Source organism: Salinarimonas soli, assembly GCF_008386575.1.
Taxonomy (GTDB): domain Bacteria; phylum Pseudomonadota; class Alphaproteobacteria; order Rhizobiales; family Beijerinckiaceae; genus Salinarimonas_A; species Salinarimonas_A soli.
Map to the genome: position 1 here is coordinate 172,554 of NZ_VUOA01000019.1, position 14,137 is coordinate 186,690.

Annotated in this window: 13 protein-coding genes; 7 read left to right on the forward strand and 6 right to left on the reverse strand. The window is 72.4% G+C overall.

Annotation, left to right across the window (positions count from 1 at the left end):
* Positions 1-143: 143 nt before the first annotated feature.
* The 3 genes from gloB to F0L46_RS09975 are packed head-to-tail and all read left to right on the forward strand — an operon-like array spanning position 144 to position 2,120.
* Complete coding sequence (gloB, locus tag F0L46_RS09965) at positions 144-911, forward strand: hydroxyacylglutathione hydrolase (protein ID WP_149817009.1); 768 nt, start codon at positions 144-146, stop codon at positions 909-911.
* A complete protein-coding gene (locus F0L46_RS09970; protein WP_149817011.1) occupies positions 908-1,369 on the forward strand; it encodes a cupin domain-containing protein in 462 nt (153 codons plus the stop codon). The genes gloB and F0L46_RS09970 overlap by 4 nt, the downstream gene beginning before the upstream one ends.
* A 1-nt stretch (position 1,370) precedes the next feature.
* Complete coding sequence (locus F0L46_RS09975) at positions 1,371-2,120, forward strand: GNAT family N-acetyltransferase (RefSeq protein ID WP_149817013.1); 750 nt, start codon at positions 1,371-1,373, stop codon at positions 2,118-2,120.
* On the opposite strand, the gene yddG is transcribed toward F0L46_RS09975, so the two are convergent.
* From yddG to F0L46_RS09990, 3 genes are all read right to left on the reverse strand, one after another.
* Positions 2,117-3,004: an aromatic amino acid exporter YddG gene (gene yddG, locus F0L46_RS09980; protein WP_149817014.1), complete on the reverse strand. Its 888-nt coding sequence runs from the start codon at positions 3,002-3,004 to the stop codon at positions 2,117-2,119. The genes F0L46_RS09975 and yddG overlap by 4 nt on opposite strands.
* Positions 3,005-3,177: 173 nt before the next feature.
* Complete coding sequence (gene phbB, locus F0L46_RS09985) at positions 3,178-3,903, reverse strand: acetoacetyl-CoA reductase (RefSeq protein WP_149817016.1); 726 nt, start codon at positions 3,901-3,903, stop codon at positions 3,178-3,180.
* A 100-nt stretch (positions 3,904-4,003) separates the two neighbouring features.
* Positions 4,004-5,182, reverse strand: a complete 1,179-nt coding sequence (locus F0L46_RS09990; RefSeq protein WP_149817018.1) for an acetyl-CoA C-acetyltransferase — start codon at positions 5,180-5,182, stop codon at positions 4,004-4,006.
* A 274-nt stretch (positions 5,183-5,456) separates the two neighbouring features.
* Between F0L46_RS09990 and phaR the strand changes: the two genes are divergently transcribed.
* Positions 5,457-6,071 (forward strand): polyhydroxyalkanoate synthesis repressor PhaR, encoded by a 615-nt coding sequence (gene phaR / locus F0L46_RS09995; RefSeq protein WP_149817020.1) that lies wholly within the window; start codon positions 5,457-5,459, stop codon positions 6,069-6,071.
* A gap of 110 nt (positions 6,072-6,181) precedes the next feature.
* Here the strand turns inward: phaR and rpmE are convergent, their stop codons facing one another.
* Complete coding sequence (gene rpmE / locus F0L46_RS10000) at positions 6,182-6,418, reverse strand: 50S ribosomal protein L31 (RefSeq protein ID WP_149817530.1); 237 nt, start codon at positions 6,416-6,418, stop codon at positions 6,182-6,184.
* A 154-nt stretch (positions 6,419-6,572) separates the two neighbouring features.
* Here rpmE and F0L46_RS10005 point away from each other — a divergent pair, with 154 nt between their 5' ends.
* Positions 6,573-8,366, forward strand: coding sequence for an ABC transporter transmembrane domain-containing protein (locus F0L46_RS10005; RefSeq protein ID WP_149817022.1), 1,794 nt, complete (start codon positions 6,573-6,575; stop codon positions 8,364-8,366).
* A 6-nt stretch (positions 8,367-8,372) separates the two neighbouring features.
* On the opposite strand, the gene F0L46_RS10010 is transcribed toward F0L46_RS10005, so the two are convergent.
* Positions 8,373-10,433: a hydantoinase/oxoprolinase family protein gene (locus F0L46_RS10010; RefSeq protein WP_149817024.1), complete on the reverse strand. Its 2,061-nt coding sequence runs from the start codon at positions 10,431-10,433 to the stop codon at positions 8,373-8,375.
* Positions 10,430-12,136 carry a hydantoinase B/oxoprolinase family protein gene (locus F0L46_RS10015; RefSeq protein WP_276315527.1) on the reverse strand — a complete coding sequence of 569 codons (1,707 nt, stop codon included), beginning with the start codon at positions 12,134-12,136 and terminating at the stop codon, positions 10,430-10,432. Before F0L46_RS10015 ends, F0L46_RS10010 begins: the two co-directional genes overlap by 4 nt.
* 283 nt (positions 12,137-12,419) lie before the next feature.
* Here F0L46_RS10015 and F0L46_RS10020 point away from each other — a divergent pair, with 283 nt between their 5' ends.
* Together F0L46_RS10020 and F0L46_RS10025 are read left to right on the forward strand one after the other, a co-directional pair.
* Positions 12,420-13,262 (forward strand): CYTH domain-containing protein, encoded by an 843-nt coding sequence (locus tag F0L46_RS10020; RefSeq protein WP_149817028.1) that lies wholly within the window; start codon positions 12,420-12,422, stop codon positions 13,260-13,262.
* A 77-nt stretch (positions 13,263-13,339) separates the two neighbouring features.
* Entirely contained in the window at positions 13,340-14,008 is a 669-nt protein-coding gene (locus F0L46_RS10025) for an HAD family hydrolase (protein WP_149817030.1), read from the forward strand.
* Positions 14,009-14,137 lie beyond the last annotated feature (129 nt).

Below are 14,137 nucleotides of genomic sequence, written 5' to 3' on the forward strand. Positions count from 1 at the left end.
GCGCGGCAAGATCGCAGGGGCTCCGGACCGGAGATCGGCGGGGATAAGCCGCGCCCCCGCACGCCTTGGGGAGGGCGCCCGCCGCCGCCTTTTGCCCCATGCCGCGCCTGTGCTAGCCATGGGCGTCCAAGCCGGAGAGGACCATGCCCGCAGAGATCCATGCCTTCCGCTGCCTGTCGGACAATATCGGCGTCCTGATCCGCGACCCCGCCACGGGCGCCTGCGCTGCGATCGACGCCCCCGACGACGCGGCGATCGTGGCCGCCCTCGACGAGCGGGGCTGGTCGCTCACCGACATCCTCGTCACCCACCGCCACGCCGACCACGTGCAGGGCATCGAGCCCCTGAAGAGCCGCTTTGGCTGCCGGGTGGTGGCGCCGACGAAGGCGGGCGCCTCCGTGCCCGGCGCCGACGTCCGTGTCGGCGAGGGGGACCGGGTGAGCGTCGGCGGGCTCGCGGCGCAGGTCTGGGAGACGCCGGGCCATTGCGCCGACCACGTCTCCTATTGGTTCGCGGACGAAGGCGTGCTGTTTGCGGGCGACACCCTCTTCACCCTGGGCTGCGGCCGGGTGCTGGAGGGGAGCTACGACGACCTGTGGGCCTCGCTCCAGCGCATCGCGGCGCTGCCGGGCGGGGCGCAGGTCTATTCGGGCCACGACTACGTCCTCTCCAACGCGCGCTTCGCGCTCCAGGCCGATCCCGGCAACGCCGCCCTGAAGGCGCGCGCCGAGGAGGCCGAGCGGGCCAAGGCCGAGGGGCGCTTCCTCGTGCCCTCCACCATCGGGGAGGAACGGGCCACCAACCCCTTCCTGCGGGCCGGGGAGCCCGCGCTCGCCCGCTCGGTGAACCTCGACGGGCGCCCCGCGGGCGAGGTCTTCGCGGCCCTGCGCGAGTGGAAGAACCGGGCATGACTCCCCGCCAGCCCCTCGACGCCGCGGCGGTGATCCGCCTGCTCGACCTGAAGGCCCATCCGGAGGGCGGCTTCTACCGCGAGACCTTCCGCGACGGGCGCGAGGGAGCGGACGGGCGCGCCGCCTCCACCGCGATCTATTATCTGCTCGGCGTGGGCGAGACCTCGGAATGGCACCGGGTCGACGCGGCGGAGGTCTGGCACTTCTATGCGGGCGCGCCCCTCGTGGTCACCATGTCGCCCAACGGGCACGACGCGGAATCGCATCATCTGGGGCCCGATCTCGCCTCGGGCCAGCGGCCGCAGATCGTGGTGCCCGCGGGCTGGTGGCAGACGGCGACCTCGCTCGGCGCCTGGACGCTCGTCGGCTGCACGGTGGCGCCGGGCTTCGAGTTCAAGGGCTTCGAGCTCGCCCCGCCGGACTGGCGGCCGATGCCGCGCCCCCGGGGAGGCGCCTGACATGGACCACACGCTCATCGCCGCCCTGGAGAGCCGCCTCGTCAACGCCTGGCCCGCCTTCGAGGTGGCCGTGGCGGAGGGCTGGCTCCTGCGCTTCGCCTCCGGCTATTCGAAGCGCGCCAATTCCGCCTCGCCCCTCGTGCCCGGCGCCGATCTCGACGACGGCCTGATCGACCACATCGTGCGCCGCTTCGAGCGCCAGGGCATCGTCCCGACCTTCCGCCTCACGGGGCTGGAGGCACCGGGGGTCGAGGCGAAGCTCGCGGCCCGCGGCCTCGTCGATTTCGAGCCGACGCTCTGCATGATGGCGCCCCTCGCGGGCGGCGAGGAGCCGGAGCCCGCGGTGCAGCTGGAGCGCGCGGCGAGCCCCGCCTGGATCCGCAACGCGGCGGAGGCCTATGGCGGCGACAAGGCCGACCGGGACATCCTCGGCGTCATCGTCGGCCGCATCCGCGAGAGCGCCGCCTTCGCGACCCTCGTCCTCGACGACCGGCCCGTGGCCTGGGGGCTCGGGGTGACGGAGCGCGGCTTTACGGGGCTCTACGACATCGTCGTGGCGCCCGACCTGCGGGGCTTAGGCCTCGGCCGGCAGGTGGTGCGCTCGCTCATGACCTGGGGGCGGGAGCATGGCGCGACGCACGCCTATCTCCAGGTGCGGGAGGCGAACGAGGTCGCGCGCTCGCTCTACGGCTCCCTCGGCTTCGCCGACGCCTACCGCTACACCCACCGCATCCCGCCGCCGCCCGTCTAGGCCTTCGCGGCGGCCTTGGCGCCGCCGGTGAGCTTGTCGGACGAGGCCGTGAGCGCGCCCGCCACGATGAGGGCGCAAGACAGGGCGAGCGCCCCCGTGGGCTCGGCATAGCCGGCCGCCACGAGGGAGAGCGTCGAGAGGACGGGGATGGCGTAGGAGACCACCCCGAGCATGCGGATGTCGCCCCGCTTCATGCCGGCGTCCCACGCATAGAAGGCGAGGCCCACGGGCCCTAGGCCCAGCGCCAGGAGCGCGAGCCATTGCGTGGCGCCCACGGGCCAGACGGTGGTCTCGAAGGCGAGGTGGCAGAGCGCGCTCAAGGCGCTCGTCGCGAGGCAGAAGCCCGCCACCGCGTCCGTCGGCACGGTGCTGACTCGCCGCGAGAGCACGGAATAGGCGGCCCAGACGAAGGCCGCCACGAAGGCGCAGGCATAGCCCGGGACGTGCTCGGGCCTCGCCGCGAGCCCCGAGCCGAGGCTCAGCGCCGCGACGCCCGCGAAGCCGAGAACCGCGCCGGCCACGTGCACCGGCCGCAGCCGCTCGCCGGGCAGGAAGCCCGAGAACACCACGATGAGGAGCGGCCAGAGATAGTTGACGAGCCCCGCCTCCGCCGGCGGGGCGAGGCGCAGCGCCGCGAAGTAGAGCGCGTGATAGCCGAACAGCCCGCCGACCCCGAGCGCCCAGACCCGCACGGGCTGGCGCAGCGCCCGCGCCGCCCCCGGCCGCCATAGCCACGACACGGCGCCCGACAGCCCCCCGATCAGGAACGTGACCGCGGTGAGCTGGAACGCCGGCATGGTGCCCGACGCCGCCGTGAACAGCGCGAGCAGCGCCCAGAGCGCGATGGCGACGAGGCCGATGGAGGTGGCGGTGCGGGTTTTCATGGTTGAGCCCCCCTCCCCCTTGCGGGGAGGGGCCGGGGGTGGGGGTCGCAAAGTCGGAGCTGGGGATTGGGAAGAGCGCACGCAGGCCTTTACAGCCGGGTTCGGCGCCGTCGGCGGGTGGCGTCCCGACCCCCACCCCTGACCCCTCCCCGCAAGGGGGAGGGGGATCGGCCTCACGACATGTACTGGCCGCCGTTCGCCGCGATCGTCGAGCCGGTGATGAAGCCGGCGTCGTCCGAGGCGAGGAAGAGGACCGTGCGGGCGATCTCCTCGGGGGTGCCGAGCCGCCCCACGGGGATCTGCGGGATAATGCGCTCGTTGAGCACCTTCTCGTCGATGGCCTTCACCATCTCGGTGCCGATATAGCCCGGCGCGATCACGTTCACGGTGATGCCGGCGCGCGCGCCTTCCTGGGCCAGCGCCTTGGTGAAGCCGATGTCGCCCGCCTTGGCGGCGGAGTAGTTCGCCTGCCCCGCCTGACCTTTTTGGCCGTTGATCGAGGAGATCGTGACGATGCGGCCGAACTTACGGTCGCGCATCCCCGACCAGACCGGGTGCGTCATGTTGAAGACGCCCGTGAGGTTGGTGTCGATCACCTCGCGCCATTGCTGCGGGGTCATCTTGTGGAACATGGCGTCGCGGGTGATGCCGGCATTGTTCACGAGGATCTCGACGGGGCCGAGCTCGGCCTCCACCTGCTTCACGCCCGCCGCGCAGGCCTCGTAGTCGGCCACAGACCACTTGAAGACGGGGATGCCCGTCTGGGCCTTGAAGGCGTTCGCCGCCTCGTCGTTGCCGGCATAGTTCGCCGCGACCTTGTAGCCGGCTTCCTTGAACGCGACCGAGATCGCGGCCCCGATGCCGCGGGTGCCCCCGGTGACCAATGCGACGCGTGCCATGTGCGTGTGCTCCCTGTGATTATTGACGAGCCGGATCATGCGCCCGGACGAGAGAGGCCGGGCGTCGCGCGCCCGGCCCGAAGGCGTCGTGCCGGCGCGCTCAGCGCTCCAGGCACATGGCGACGCCCATGCCGCCGCCGATGCACAGAGTGGCGAGACCCTTCTTGGCGTCGCGCTTCTGCATCTCGTGGAGGAGCGTGACGAGGACGCGGGCGCCGGACGCGCCGATCGGGTGGCCGATGGCGATGGCGCCGCCGTTCACGTTCACGATGTCCGTGTTCCAGCCCATGTCCTTGTTGACCGCGATGGCCTGGGCCGCGAAGGCCTCGTTGGCCTCGACGAGGTCGAGGTCCTGAACCTTCCAGCCCGCCTTCTCGAGCGCCTTGCGCGAGGCCGGGATCGGGCCCGTGCCCATGATGGCCGGGTCGACGCCCGCCGTCGACCAGGAGGCCACGCGGGCCAGCACCTTGAGGCCGCGGCGCTGGGCCTCCTCGGCGGTCATCAGCACCACGGCGGCGGCGCCGTCGTTGATGCCGGACGCGTTGCCGGCCGTGACCGTGCCCTCCTTGGAGAAGGCGGGCTTGAGCTTGGCCAGCGCGTCGACCGTGGTCCCGGCGCGGATGTACTCGTCCTGGTCGACGACGATGTCGCCCTTGCGGCCCTGGATCGTAAAGGGGACGATCTCGTCCTTGAAGCGCCCGCTCTTCTGGGCGGCCTCGGCCTTGTTCTGGGAGGCGGCGGCGAAGGCGTCCTGCTCGTCGCGGGTGAGCTGCCAGCGCTGGGCCACGTTCTCGGCGGTGTTGCCCATGTGGTAGCCGTGGAAGGCGTCGATGAGGCCGTCCTTGAGCATGGAATCGAGGAACTTCATGTCGCCCATCTTCTGCCCGCCGCGCAGATGCGCGACGTGGGGGGCGAGCGACATGGATTCCTGGCCGCCGGCCACGATCACCTTGGCGTCGCCGTTGGCGATCTGCTGCATGCCGATGGCGGCGGCGCGAAGCCCCGAGCCGCAGAGCTGGTTGAGGCCCCAGGCGGTGGCCTCCTGCGGGATGCCGGCCTTGATCGCGGCCTGGCGCGCCGGGTTCTGGCCCTGGCCCGCCGAGAGGATCTGCCCGAGGATCACCTCGTCGACGTCGCCCGCCTCGACGCCCGCGCGCTCCAGGGCCGCCTTGACGGCGACGGCGCCGAGCTCGTGGGCGGGGGTGTTGGCGAACGCGCCGTTGAAGGAGCCGACCGCCGTGCGGGCCGCGCCGACGATGACGATGTCTTGGGTGGCCATGAACCTGTCCTTCCTGCTCCCTCGCGCGTGATCCCGCGCGGGCGTGGTTTGAGGGGATCAATACGGCCCCCTGACCGAGCGTCAAGTCAGCCAAAACACGTGGGACCCCCGTCGCGGGCGCCCGATCGCGCGAATTCCCGCCGCGAATACGGGAAAAAGGTGCACTGCGGCAAGGATACGGGGGGTTTTGGTTTGCGCTGCGGTACGAAAGGCCTAAAGTTCGGCCACAGGGCTGCGCCCTCCGCGCGGCCGGCTTCCATGGCGCAAGGACATCATGCCGACGGAAAAGCCCCCGATCGTCATCAAGAAATACGCCAATCGCCGCCTCTACCACACGGGCACGAGCACCTACGTGACCCTCGAGGACCTGGCCCAGATGGTGAAGGCGGGCGAGGACTTCGTGGTCTACGACGCCAAGACCGGCGACGAGATCACCCGCTCGGTCCTGACCCAGATCATCTTCGAGCAGGAGAACAAGGAGGGCGGGCAGAACCTGCTTCCCGTGACGTTCCTGCGCCAGCTGATCCGCTTCTACGGCGATTCCATGCAGTCGCTGGTGCCGAGCTACCTCGAAGTGTCGATGAACAACTTCGCGCGCGAGCAGCAGAAGCTGCGCGACCAGATCGCCCAGGCCTTCGGCCCCGGCACGTTCCAGGCCCTCGACGACCACGTGCGCGCCAACATGACCTTCTTCTCGGAGGCCATGCGCATGTTCACGCCCTTCGCGGCGCGGCGCGCGGCGGCCGAGATGAACGGCGCGGGCGAGGTGCGGATGCCGGACGGCAAGGCGGTCGAGGGCCGTCCCGGCGAGCCGCCGGCGGATATCGACGCCCTCAAGACCCAGATGGCCGAGATGCAGGCGAAGCTCGACGCCCTGTCGCGCAAGTGACGGCGGGTAGGTGACGGCGCGCGCGTGACGCGCCGCGCCGGCGGGGCGCCGTGACGAAAAAGCCCGGCCAGGGGCCGGGCTCGTCGGGTTGGTCTTTCGACGCCGGAGGCTTACTTCTTGCCGAAGCTCAGGCTGCCGAAGCGCGAGTTGAAGCGCGACACGCGCCCGCCGCGGTCCATGAGCTGCTGGTTGCCGCCGGTCCAGGCCGGATGCGTGTTGGGGTCGATGTCGAGGTTGAGCGTGTCACCCTCTTTGCCATACGTCGAACGGGTCATGTATTCCGTTCCGTCGGTCATCACCACCTTGATGAAGTGATAGTCCGGATGATCCGTGTCTTTGCGCGCCATAACGTGTTCCTCCTGCGGCCGGCCGATCGGGTCGTCCACGACCCGGGCGGCCCCGGGCGGTCTCTCGAGCCTGATGGAATGAGCGCGCGCCTATACCTGATACCGGCCGCGGGCACAAGCCGCCCGCGCGGCCGGCCCGAGCTCTGAGGCCCGCATGGCGCGTCCCGTCTCCCCCCGTTCCGAGCGCGCGACGCTCGGCGCCCTGCGGCCTCTCGTCGGCTACGCGCTGCGCTATCGCGGGCGGATCGCCGCCGCGGCGGCCTCCCTCGTCGCCGCCTCGGCCGCCACGCTCGTCGTGCCGATCGCCGTGCGCCGGGTGATCGACCACGGCTTCTCGGAGCCCGACGGGCACGTGATCAGCGCCTATTTCGGCATGCTCGTCGTGGTCGTGGCGGTTCTCGCGCTGGCAAGCTCGCTGCGCTACTACTTCGTGATCACGCTTGGCGAGCGGGTGGTGGCGGACGTGCGCGGCGCCGTGTTCGCCCGCCTCACCACCCTCGACCCCGCCTTCTTCGACGCCACCCAGACGGGCGAGATCGTCTCGCGCCTCACCGCCGACACCACGCAGGTGAAGTCCGCCTTCGGGGCGAGCATCTCGGTGGCGTTGCGCAACCTCGTCCTGTTTCTCGGCGCCATCGGCCTCATGATCTGGACGAGCCCGAAGCTCTCAGGCCTGGTGCTGCTCGCCATCCCCCTCATCGTCGTGCCCCTCGTGCTCTCAGGGAGAAAGGTGCGGGCACGGTCGCGCGCCGCGCAGGACCGGCTCGCGGAAGCCTCGGCCTATGCCTCCGAGGCGATCGGGGCGGTGCGGACCATGCAGGCCTTCGGCATGGAGCGTGCCACCGCCGCCCGCTTCGCGGGCGCCGCGGAGGACGCCTACGAGGCGGCCCGCATCTCCGTCACGGCCCGCGCCGCGCTCACGGGGGTCGCGATCTTCATGGTCTCGGCGAGCGTGGTGGGCGTGCTCTGGTACGGCGCCCAGGACGTGCTCGCCGGCACCATGACGGCGGGGCGCCTGTCGCAATTCGTGCTCTACGCGGTCTTCGCGGCAAGCTCGCTCGGCCAGCTCTCCGAGGTCTATGGCGAGCTCGCCCAGGCCGCGGGCTCCGCCGAGCGCCTCGGCGAGATCCTCGCCGCCGAGCCCGCCGTGCGCACGCCCGCCGCGCCCCGCGCCCTGCCGCAGCCGCCCTTGGGCACCGTCGCCTTCGAGGGCGTGCGCTTCGCCTATCCGACCCGCCTCGACCGGGCGGCCCTGGAGGGCTTGAGCCTCCACATGCGGGCCGGCGAGCGCGTCGCGCTGGTGGGCCCCTCGGGCTCGGGCAAGAGCACGGTGCTCCAGCTGCTCCTGCGCTTCTACGACCCCCAGGAGGGGCGCATCCTCGTGGACGGCGTCCCCATCACCGAGGCCGATCCGCGGGCCCTTCGCGACCGCATGGCGCTCGTGCCCCAGGAGCCAACGATCTTCGCGACAAGCGTCCTGGAGAACATCCGCTACGGGCGGCCCGAGGCGAGCGAGGCGGACGTGCGCCGGGCGGCCGAGCTCGCCGCCGCCGACGAGTTCGTCCGGCTCATGCCCGAGGGCTACGCCACCACGGTGGGGGAGCGCGGCGTGACCCTGTCGGGCGGCCAGCGCCAGCGCATCGCCATCGCCCGCGCGATCCTGAAGGACGCCCCGATCCTGCTCCTCGACGAGGCCACCTCGGCGCTCGACGCCGAGAGCGAGCACGCCGTCCAGGAGGCGCTCGACCGGCTGATGCAGGGCCGCACCACCCTCGTGATCGCCCACCGCCTCGCGACGGTGCGCTCCGCCGACCGCATCCTCGTCATGGACCGCGGCCGCATCGTCGAGGAGGGCACGCATGACGGGCTGGTCGCCCGCGGCGGGCTCTATGCCCGGCTCGCGCGCCTCCAGTTCTCCGAGCCCGAGCCCAGCGCCGCCGCCGAATAGGCGCGCTCAGGCCCGCTCGACGATCACGTTGCCGAGCGCGTCGACCCGGGCCGTGAGGTCGGGGTCGACCACCGTCGTGGCGTCGGGCTGCTCCAGCACCGCGGGGCCCCGGATCACCGCCCCCACCGGCAGGTCGAGGCGCGCATACACCGCCGCCTCGTGCCAGGCGCCGTCGAACCAGACCCGCCGCGAGGGCAGGCGCGCCCGCTCCAGGGAGGCGTCGGGCCCCGGCGCGAGCGCCGCGAGGTCGAAATGCGGCCGCCGGCCGATGACCGCCGTGCGAAGGTTCACGATGCGGATGCCGAGCCCCGGCAGCAGGCGGCTGAACGAGGCCTGGTAGGCCTGCTCGAAGGCCGCGCGGATCACCGCCTCGTCGACCCCCGTCGTGCCGCCCTCGGCCGTGACGGGCAGGGGCACCGAGACCGTGTGGGTCTGGCCGACATAGTGCATGTCGAGCTCGAAGACGACGTCGATGCGCTCGACGCTGAGGCGCGCCGCCTCGACCACCGCCCGCGCCGCGTCGGCCTCCGCGATCATGCGGGCGTCGAGGGCGGCGGCGTCGAGGCCGTCGAGGGCGAGGTTCACCGTCTGGACGCCGTCGTGGCGGACATCCGCGATGACGCAGCCCAGCGCCGAGGTGACCCCCGGATAGCGGGGCACCAAAGCCGCCTTGAGGCCGACCTCCTTGATGAGCGCCCCCACATGCAGGGCGCCGCCGCCGCCGAAGGGCACGGCGGCGAAGCGGGCGGGATCGTGCCCGCGCTCGATGGAGACGAGGCGGATGGCGCCCGCCATCTTGGCGTTCGCGACCCGCACGATCGCCTCGGCGGCGCTCATCACGTCGAGGCCGAGCGGCCCCGCCACGTGCTCCTCGATCGCGCGCGTCGCCGCCTCCACGTCGAGGCGGGCGAGCTTGCCGCCGATGGGGCGCTCGGCGTTGATGCGGCCGAGCACGATGTTGGCGTCGGTGAGCGTCGGGCGCGTGTTGCCCCCGCCATAGGCGACGGGGCCGGGGCGCGAGCCCGCGCTCTCGGGGCCGACCCCGAGGAGCCCGCCCGCGTCCACATGGGCGATGGAGCCGCCGCCCGCGCCGATCGTGGTGATCTCGATCATGGGCGTGCGCACCACCATGCCGAAATCGATGGTGGTCTGGGCCGCGAGCGACGTACCGCCGCCCACCACGAGGGACACGTCGAAGGAGGTGCCGCCGAGATCCCCCGTGATCACGTCGGGGAATCCCGCCGCACTCGCGATCGCCGCCGCCGCGATCACGCCGGCGGCGGGGCCCGACAGGGCCGTGCGCACGGGGAGCCGCCGGGCCGTCTGCGTCGACATCACCCCGCCGTTCGACTGCACGATGTGGAAGCGCCCCGTGAAGCCCTCCGTCTGGAGCGCCCCGTCGAGCTTCTCCAGATAGGAGCCCACCACGGGCTGGAGATAGGCGTTGAGCGCCGTCGTCGAGGTGCGCTCGAACTCGCGGATCTCAGGGAGGATCTGCGCCGAGCAGGCGACGTCCCCGTTGGGCCAGGCCGCTGCGGCGGCGGCGAGCGCCCGCATCTCGTTCTCGGGGTTGGCGTAGGAGTTCACGAACACGATGGCGAGCGCCTTGGCGCCGAGCCCGAGCAGCGTCCGGCACGCCTCGCGGACCTGGCCCTCGTCCACGGCCTGGCGCACGGTGCCGTCGGCGAGCACGCGCTCGTCGACCTCCAGGCGCAGGTCGCGGTCGATGATCGGCACGAAGTCGCCCCACAGGCCCCAGGTGTGGCGCCGGTCGCGCCGGCGCATCTCCAGGACGTCGCGAAAGCCCCGGGTGGTGATGAGGCCGACCCGGGCCCCTTTCCGCTCGAGCAGCGCGTTGGTGCCCACCGTGGTGCCGTGGACGATGGACGAGAGGTCCGCCACGGCGCCGAAGGCCTTGAGGCCCTCCAGGAAGCCCACCGCCTCGTCGCCCCGGTTCGAGGGCACCTTGGCGGTGCGGAAGCGCCCCTGCGCCTCGTCGTAGAAGAACAAATCGGTGAAGGTGCCGCCGACATCGACGCCGACGATCGCTCCGGGTGCGGGGCTCATGCGGCGGCTCCCGTCGTGACGCCGGCCCATCCGTAGAGGGTGCGGGCGGCCTCGCCCGAGACGTAGCCCAGCCGCAGGTCGCGCTCGATGTCCCCCCGGCTGCGCGCCAGGGGATTGCCGAACCCCCCGCCGCCGGGCGTGTCGAGGCGGACCCGCTGGCCCGCCTGAAGGCGCACGTTGGTGATCTTCGAGACCATCGGTGCCGTCTCCCAGCCCTCCGCCGTCTGCCAGGCGAAGCGGTTGAGCGCGGCGGGGCCGCCGCCCGCGACGCCGAAGGGCGCGACCTTGCCGCGCTCGCCGAGCAGCGACACCTCGGCGCCGCCGGGCGACAGCACCTCGATCTCGTAGGTGGCGCCGAGGCCCCCGCGATGGGCGCCGGGGCCGGCCGAATCGGGGCGAAGCGCCCATTGGGTGAACATCACGGGGTAGGAGGCCTCCAGGATCTCGGCCGGTGGGATGGTGGCGGTGGAGATCGGGTTATTGGCGTGGTTGAGCCCGTCGGATTCGGGGTTGCCGCCGAGGCCTCCGCCGAAGAACGAGAACATCACCCAGCGCGAGCCGTCGGCCCGATGGCCGGCGAGCGAGAGCGCGTTAATGGTGCCGAAGGGCGCGGCGGTGGCCCGCGTCGGATCGGCCTGGGCCAGCGCCCCGAACACCACGCCGATGAGCCGCAGGATCGTCTCCGTGTAGCCCGCCACGGGCTTGGGCGCGCGGGCGCCGAGGATCGAGCCGTCGGTCACGGTGAAGCGGATCGGGCGCAGGCAGCCGGCATTGGCCGGCACCTCGGTGAAGAGGTGCTTGAGCGCCACGTAGCAGGCCGCGACCGTGGTGGCGTAGGAGATGTTGATGGGGCCCTGGCAGGCGCCCGACGAGCGGGAGAAGTCGAGGCTCATCGTGTCGCCGTCCACGGTGAGGTCGAGGGCGATGGTGAGGGGCTCGTCGACGATGCCGTCGTTGTCGAGCACGTCCTCGAACGCGTAGGTCCCGTCCGGCAGGGCGCGGATGGCCGCGCGCATCAGGGCCTCGGCCCGCTCGGAGAACGCCTCGAAGGCCGACGCGATCACCCCGTCGCCGTAAGCGTCGAGGAGCTCCCTGAGGCGCCGCTCGCCCAGATCGAGGGCGTTGAGCTGGCCGTTGAGATCGCCCCAGTTCGACATCGGCACCCGGGAATTGGCGGCCAGGATGTCCACCACGTCGCCGCGCATGCGCCCCGCCTCCACGAGCTTCACGGGCGGGATGCGCACGCCCTCCTGGAAGCTCTCCGTGGCCTTCGGGTTGTAGCCGCCCGGCACGTTGCCGCCGATGTCGAGCCAGTGGCCCACGGACGCGAGCCAGCAGAACAGGGCGCCGTCGCGGAAGATCGGCCGCACGAGGCGGAAGTCGTTGAGGTGCGTGCCCCCGTCATAGGGGTCGTTGAAGATGAAGGTGTCGCCGGGCTCCAGCCCGCCGTCGCGGGCGACCTTGTCGATCACCGCCTTCACGGCGAAGGCCATGGCGCCCACGAAGACCGGCAGCCCCTTGGTGCCCTGGACGAGGGTGTCGCCCGTGGTGGCGTGGTAGAGCCCGTGGCAGGCGTCGCGCGCCTCCGCGATGATGGGGTTGAAAGCGGAGCGGTAGAGCGTCGCGTCCATCTCGTCGGCGATCTGCTCGAGGCGGCCTTTGAGCACGGCGAGGGTGACGGGATCGACCGGGACGGAACTCAAGGGGCCTACTCCTGATGCGCCGGGCGGGCCCGCGGCCTGCCCCAAGGTGATGCTAGGCCGCAGGAGGGATTTGACAAGGCGCGCGGAGCGTTGCATCCGAAGCGCATCCGCGGTCAGGACCGCGCTTCGCCGCCGCTCCCCCCGGCGCAGGCGCCGGCGCCACAGACATCTGCGACTGCCCGGGTGAAACCCGCCTGGGACGATCGCCGTTGTGGCAGCCCGATGACCGGCGGGTCGCGCCCGCCTGGCGCGTATTGGCCCCGTTCGTGAAGGAAGTGATCCCATGCCCAATGAGCGCCGGTTTCTGATCGCCTCGTCGCTCGCGCGCCTCATCCAGAAGGAGCGGGGTCTCGGAAGCCGGATCGTCGAGGGCTATTTCGCGCCGCGGCCCGACCGCAAGCAGATCGTGCGCATCGAGAACGGCGGGGCGCAGCTCATCCTCGTCTCCACCGCGCAGAACGGGACCACGGAGGAGGAGCGCGCCGAGGTGCCGCGCGCCCATGCCGAGGCGCTCCTCGACGTCGCGCAGGGCAAGGTCGCCTTCGCCCGCGGCACGGTGCCCTTGCAGGGCGGCCGCGAGGTGGCGCTCGACCGTTTCATGATCCCGACGCGAATCGACGTCCTCTCGGTCACCTTCCCCGAGGGCGAGCGCCCCGAGGCCTTCCAGCCGCCGGCCTGGTTCGGCCGCGAGATCACGGGCGAGGGCGGGTTCGAGCTCAACGCCATCGCCATGAACGGCGCGCCGGACGTGGGCGACATCAACGTCAGCAACAGCGCTCTGGAGAGCCTGCTCGACTCGCTGGAGCAGCGCTTCGGCTTCCGCTCCTCCGCCGCTTCCGGGACCCGCGCGGCCCCGCCGCCGCGCCCGGCGACCCCGCCGCCCCCCGCGCCGCCCCGGCCCGAGCCCGTGCGCCCCGAGCCCGCCCCCGTCGAGCCCCCCGCGGCCGAGGCCGCTCGCGAGGAGGCGCCCGCCGAGGCGCCCGCGCCTGCCGCCGCCGCCGCTCCGGCCGAGGAGCCCGCGGCTGCGGGAGCGAACGACGCGCCGCCCGCGCCCACCAACGACCCGGACGACGTGCTCGCAAGCCTCGCCCGCGCCCTCGCCCCGCGCCGCCCCGGCCAGCGCTGAGGGCCAACGGGGCGGGTGCCGGTCCCGGAGCGAGCCGCCCGACCGGACCCGTCGCCTCGCGTGACGGGACGGCCTCCTTGAGCGTCGACCTCGTGATCTTCGACTGCGACGGCGTGCTCATCGACAGCGAGAGCCTCGCCGCGCGGGTCCACGCCGAGGCGCTCGGCGCATTGGGCTATCCCACGAGCGCCGCCGAGCTGATCCGTCGCTTCACGGGCGTCCCCGATCGCGAGATGTACGCCGTCATCGAGAGCGAGTGGGGCCGCAGCCTGCCGGCGGATTACGACGAGCGGGCGAGGGCCGCCCTGTCCGCCCTCTACGCCCGCGACCTGCGCCCGATCCCGGGTGTCGGGGCGGCCCTGGACGGCATACGGCACCCCGTCTGCGTGGCCTCGAGCAGCGCGCCCGACAAGCTGCGCACGGTCCTGCGCCTGACGGGGCTTCACGACCGCTTCGCTCCCAATATCTTCAGCGCCAGCCAGGTCTCCCGCGGCAAGCCCGCCCCGGATCTCTTCCTGTTCGCCGCGGAGCGGATGGGCGTCGCGCCCGCCCGCTGCCTCGTGATCGAGGACAGCGTCGCCGGGGTCGCCGCCGCTGTGGCAGCGGGCATGCCGGTCCTCGGGTTCACCGGCGCAAGCCATTGCGGCCCGGGCCACGGCGAGCGTCTCACGCAGGCGGGAGCAGGGGCGGTCTTCGACGACATGCGCCGCCTGGCCCCGCTCGTCGCGGAGCGCGGGGCGTCCTGAGGGGCCGCCGCTCCCATCTCTCACCCTCGTCCTGAGGTGCCCTGCGAAGCCCGGCCTCGAAGGGTGTTCCAGGAATCTCCGGAGGGATGTGGCAGGCGTCCTGTGTGCTTCGAGACGCGCTCTTCGAGC

Coding starts and splice junctions, on each gene's coding strand:
- F0L46_RS09970 (WP_149817011.1), top strand. CDS start 908: ATGACTCCCCGCCAGCCCCTCGACGCCGCGGCGGTGATCCGCCTGCTC.
- phaR (WP_149817020.1), top strand. CDS start 5,457: ATGCCGACGGAAAAGCCCCCGATCGTCATCAAGAAATACGCCAATCGC.
- gloB (WP_149817009.1), top strand. CDS start 144: ATGCCCGCAGAGATCCATGCCTTCCGCTGCCTGTCGGACAATATCGGC.
- F0L46_RS10005 (WP_149817022.1), top strand. CDS start 6,573: ATGGCGCGTCCCGTCTCCCCCCGTTCCGAGCGCGCGACGCTCGGCGCC.
- phbB (WP_149817016.1), bottom strand. CDS start 3,903: ATGGCACGCGTCGCATTGGTCACCGGGGGCACCCGCGGCATCGGGGCC.
- F0L46_RS10010 (WP_149817024.1), bottom strand. CDS start 10,433: ATGAGCCCCGCACCCGGAGCGATCGTCGGCGTCGATGTCGGCGGCACC.
- F0L46_RS09990 (WP_149817018.1), bottom strand. CDS start 5,182: ATGGCCACCCAAGACATCGTCATCGTCGGCGCGGCCCGCACGGCGGTC.
- rpmE (WP_149817530.1), bottom strand. CDS start 6,418: ATGGCGCGCAAAGACACGGATCATCCGGACTATCACTTCATCAAGGTG.
- yddG (WP_149817014.1), bottom strand. CDS start 3,004: ATGAAAACCCGCACCGCCACCTCCATCGGCCTCGTCGCCATCGCGCTC.
- F0L46_RS09975 (WP_149817013.1), top strand. CDS start 1,371: ATGGACCACACGCTCATCGCCGCCCTGGAGAGCCGCCTCGTCAACGCC.
- F0L46_RS10020 (WP_149817028.1), top strand. CDS start 12,420: ATGCCCAATGAGCGCCGGTTTCTGATCGCCTCGTCGCTCGCGCGCCTC.